This window comes from Vibrio sp. M260118, from assembly GCF_036533755.1.
In the GTDB taxonomy this organism is placed as follows: Bacteria; Pseudomonadota; Gammaproteobacteria; order Enterobacterales; family Vibrionaceae; genus Vibrio.
Window position 1 is genome coordinate 1 of record NZ_JATABG010000299.1, and the last position, 4,517, is coordinate 4,517.

The window sequence follows — 4,517 nt, forward strand, 5'->3', positions numbered from 1 at the left end:
CACGACAACTTCCTGATGCGCGAAATCTTGACGAACGAGTTAGGCATGAAGTTGTGAATCTTGACTCGATTGAGGGTGATATTCTGGTGTTCTTGCCTGGGCGTAAAGAGATTAATCAATGTCTGAGTAAGTTAGCTTCTATAGAGGGCTTCGTTGCGGTGCCGCTTCATGCTTCAGTCACCGAAGAGCAACGAGACATCGCGCTAAATGTACAGCCATATAGAAAAGTGGTGTTGGCAACCAATGTCGCTGAAACCTCGTTGACGATTCCAAACATTGTTGCTGTTATTGATTCAGGTTTAGAGCGACGAACAGAGCAACGCAATGGTCGCACAGCACTGAGTTTAAAACACATTTCTAAAGCGAGTGCTAAGCAGCGTAGTGGTCGAGCAGGGCGAGTGATGGATGGCCTCTGTATTCGGCTTTATGGCCAACACGCAGCTCTCGCGGAAGTCACGCCTCCTGAAATGCACCGTGAGTCTCTGACCGAAGCTATGTTAGCGGCGGCGAGCTGTGGGGTAGCGTTGGAGCATCTTGAGTTCTTAGAAACCTTGCCAGAACGTTCGCTAAACCAAGCACGTGATATGTTGTTGGCGATGGGAGCGATCGACCAACAAGGTATCGCCACAGAACATGGTCAGCGCATCTATCCGTTACCCATCGACGCTTTGTACGCCGACTTAGTCACACGTATGCCGACAAAAGCGCTACGCGAGGCTATGGTTGACCTTACGGCAGTATTGGCAACGCCCGCAAACTTGTATCGATTGAGTAACAGCGAAGAGCAACAAGAGCAACTTGCCATTGAAGAGCCATTAGGTAGCGATGCTCAGTTAGCGATTGGCATCTTGCGTGGTGAGCACTTCTCTGCAATCAATATTGAGCCCGATGTACTCAAAGAAGCGCGCGCACTGGCTAGGCAAATGCGTGAGGTATTTGAGCTACCTGAGTTAAGCGTTGCCTCACGTTATGGTCATCATGAGTTGGTCGATGCCATTGCTGAGCTACATCCAGAGCTGGTGTTTGTACGTCGTCTAAAGCGCAGGGAGGCTTTAGGCAATGGTTTGATGGAAGTGGTACTAGGCAGAGACAGTCGTTTTTTAGATAAGTATGAAGCGGCGGTGGTGCTCGACACACATAGCCTACCCGGCAGAGGGGTGAAACAGACGTTAAATCTGGCCACTTTCTGTATGCCTATTGAGTTGCAAAGCATCGTTAAATTAGAACTTGGCGAATGGCAACAAGGTGAGGTTGCAAAGGTAGATGAACAGCCGTGTGTCGCATTGAATCTTGTGTATGCAGGAAGAGTTATCGCGACGCGCTGGGAAGCCGCGCAGGGTGAGCTAGCCATTCAGCCAATGATAGAGGCGGTGAAAAACAACCAAATTCTGCCGGGCTTTGCTCAAGCTCGTCATCAAGAGATCGAACATTGGAAGCTTTATGTGGCTTTAGGCTTAAGTGAGTCTAAGCAAAACTTAGATGAGCTGAGTTTTGAGTCATGGTTTAAAGAGCAGTTAACGCTGTTGGAGTTAACGGATATTTCTGAATTGGAACTGTTTTCTGCTGAGGACTTTCCATTTGATGGGATTCCTTATTGGGAGTATGACGACTTTGCAACGGCTTATCCGTTTGAATTGGCGTTAGGTGACCTTAACTTAGATGTAGAGTATTTGGTGACAAAGAAGTTGGTCTATGTGGTGCATCGTGATGGTTTGCGAAAAGGGTATCCAAAACGTTGGGAGTTACCTAGTTGGAAAGGGTGGAGAGTTCAGTATAAAAGAGCAAGTAAGATCGTAGATATCAAATAGTGTGCTGGTGGTGGCGATATTATTCGGTAGTTGAAATATTAAGCAACAGGTTCCTTATATCACGATGTTGATCGCATTATGTTACCGCATTGGTTTTTATATAGCTTTTTCAAACAAAATTTGGATATAAAAGACCAATGATTTATATCCTATTGCTATAACGTAGCCGTTCAACGATATTAAGTACACTATGTTGCTAACGTCGCCGGGGATAATATGGAACATCTAAGTAAGACCAGTGTTGTATTTGACTACACTTCTTTTTTAGGGGCTTCTTGCAACAAAAAGTGGACCTTCTTGGAAGCGATGAGCACATTCGCGCCAATTTTCAGTCTTGCCTGGACGAATACTATTAAAGATACACTCACGGTTGAAGATCGTTTGTGGGAACAAGCGATGAAATCGTTGTCGGCGAATCGTAGCGACGAATCAAACATCCTCATCTTACTTGAATTGGCAAAATACGAAGGAGTGGAAGAGCTTAAACTGGTTATGCCTTATGAGCTTGATCTTGAATCTATTGAGCGAGTAAAGGCAAAATCGAAGGCAGATATCCAAGTTTCTTCACAGGATGAGCTATTTATTCGCTTCTAACGTTTACGCGCCTACTGACCAATCATGTTTGTTACGGGCTCGGATGAGATCTTTCCCTCTAACTGAGCCACTTGGCTCGCTGAAGATCATACTTCTGGTAATTTGTTGCCTAACTTAGCGTCGACTTGTTCTATATTTCCTTTAATTACAAATCCTTCTGTGCCTGGGTTGGCTTTCAGGAGCAAACTGAAACCATGGTACTTGGGCGAATGACTGTTTTGGATTAACGAGGTCGCAATGGAATTGAATTACCGCTCGATGATCGCCTCCTTACTGTTGGTTGGTTCTGTTCAAGCTGCAGAGAACCAGACTACAAGAGGCAGCCAAACAAATCACGTGAACTACGATTATCTCTATGCTGATTTAAGCTCAGGATCGCTTAAAGAGAACTCGGATAGTAACAACGCTACAGCACTTACTGTGGGTGGTAATTACCTATGGAATGATAATCTTCTATTCACCCTCGATTATTCAGCACGGTTTATTCATCCAACAGAGGTGACAACTGAGCTCTACATGCTGTTACCGGGTGTTGCCTACCGTTTTCCTCTCGCCGATAAACTCGATCTGGTTGCTGGAGCAAAGCTTGGTTATTTATGGGGTAAACAGTCGTTAGATAGCACTAACGAAAAGCTATTTAGTGATAGCAATGGTTCGTTGGGGGCAAGTTTAACGGTCAAATACGCCATTTTTGCAAATTGGGAACTGGCAAGCAGTGCTGAGATCAATTGTGCCGACTTTGTAGAAGAGAACTTGTTTCAGATCCGGGCCGATTATCAGTTTGCCAAAGATTTTACTTTTGGAGCTTTCTACACCTATCGCAAGAGTGAGTTTGAGACTGTTCGAATAAAGGGCAAGACTACCACCAGTGAAGGTGGGATAGCATTGAGATACCTTTTCTAGCAGACAAACAAAAAGCCAGCAAAGCTGGCTTCTTTAGTTCTGACCGTGCGAAGTTATAGTACCGCAGCAATGCCTTTACATAGTGGAAGCATGTTAGAGCGAGTCATACCGGCAACGCTGATACGACCTGAGCCAACAATGTAGATACCGAACTCTTCTTTCAGACGATTTACTTGCTCTTTTGACAGACCAGAGAAAGAGAACATACCGTTTTGACGTTCAATGAAACTGAAGTCAGCATCAACGCCTTGCTCTTTAAGAGTTGTAACAAACAGTCCACGCATATCTTGAATACGATCACGCATCTCTTTTACTTCAGCTTCCCATTCAGCGCGAAGTTCAGCATTGTTTAGGATGTAAGTGACTACTGCGCTGCCGTGTGCTGGTGGGTTAGAGTAGATAGAGCGGATGATCGCTTTCACTTGAGAGAACGCAGTTGTCGCGACATCTTCAGACTCAGCAACAAGAGTAAACGCACCTACACGTTCATTGTACAGGCCAAAGTTTTTCGAGAACGAACTCGCGACAAGAATCTCTTTGTTGTACTGAGCAAAGATACGAAGGCCCTGAGCATCTTCTTCCACACCTTTTGCGAAGCCTTGGTATGCGAAGTCGAACAGGGGTAGCAGTTTTTTATCTGCAACTAGCTTAGCCAGTGTTTCCCACTCTTCAGCTGTTGGGTCGATACCGGTTGGGTTGTGACAGCAACCGTGAAGAAGAACAATATCACCCACAGACGCTTTTTCTAGGTCAGCGACCATAGCGGCAAAGTCTTTGTCTTTTGTTTCAGCGTTGTAGTAGCTGTATTGAGCAGTTTCAATACCCGCAGCAGCAAATACACCGTTATGGTTTGCCCAGGTTGGGTTACTGATCCAGATCTTTACGTTGCCTAATTGGCGCTTAATGAACTCACCGGCGACGCGCAGTGCACCTGTACCACCCGGAGCTTGGGCAGTTTTAGCACGTTTGTTCGCTACGATTTCAGCGTTATTACCGAAAAGAAGCTTCTGTACCGCTAGTGCATACTCAGCAGTACCTTCGATAGTAAGGTAAGATTTGGTCTTTTCTGTTTCAATTAGTGCCGCTTCAGCTTTTTTAACTGTCGCAAGAACAGGTGTTTCACCCTGTTCGTTTTTGTAGATGCCAACGCCTAGGTTAATTTTTTCAGCGCGAGCGTCTTTTTTAAATTCTTCAGTAAGGCCAAGAATAGGG

General features: G+C 45.3%; 4 protein-coding genes. 3 read left to right on the plus strand and 1 reads right to left on the minus strand.

Annotation, left to right across the window (positions count from 1 at the left end; all coding sequences use genetic code 11):
• From QTO00_RS15330 to QTO00_RS15340, 3 genes are all read left to right on the plus strand, one after another.
• Window positions 1-1,808 (plus strand): helicase-related protein (locus QTO00_RS15330; protein ID WP_331425559.1); only part of this gene is annotated, 1,808 nt, incomplete at its 5' end.
• Between the two features lie 216 nt (window positions 1,809-2,024).
• On the plus strand, window positions 2,025-2,402 hold the full coding sequence (locus QTO00_RS15335) for a transporter (RefSeq protein ID WP_331425560.1): 378 nt from the start codon (window positions 2,025-2,027) through the stop codon (window positions 2,400-2,402).
• Between the two features lie 237 nt (window positions 2,403-2,639).
• Window positions 2,640-3,305 carry an outer membrane beta-barrel protein gene (locus QTO00_RS15340; RefSeq protein WP_331425561.1) on the plus strand — a complete coding sequence of 222 codons (666 nt, stop codon included), beginning with the start codon at window positions 2,640-2,642 and terminating at the stop codon, window positions 3,303-3,305.
• 53 nt (window positions 3,306-3,358) lie between these two features.
• Here the strand turns inward: QTO00_RS15340 and QTO00_RS15345 are convergent.
• Window positions 3,359-4,517 (minus strand): amino acid aminotransferase (locus tag QTO00_RS15345; RefSeq protein ID WP_331425562.1); only part of this gene is annotated, 1,159 nt, incomplete at its 5' end.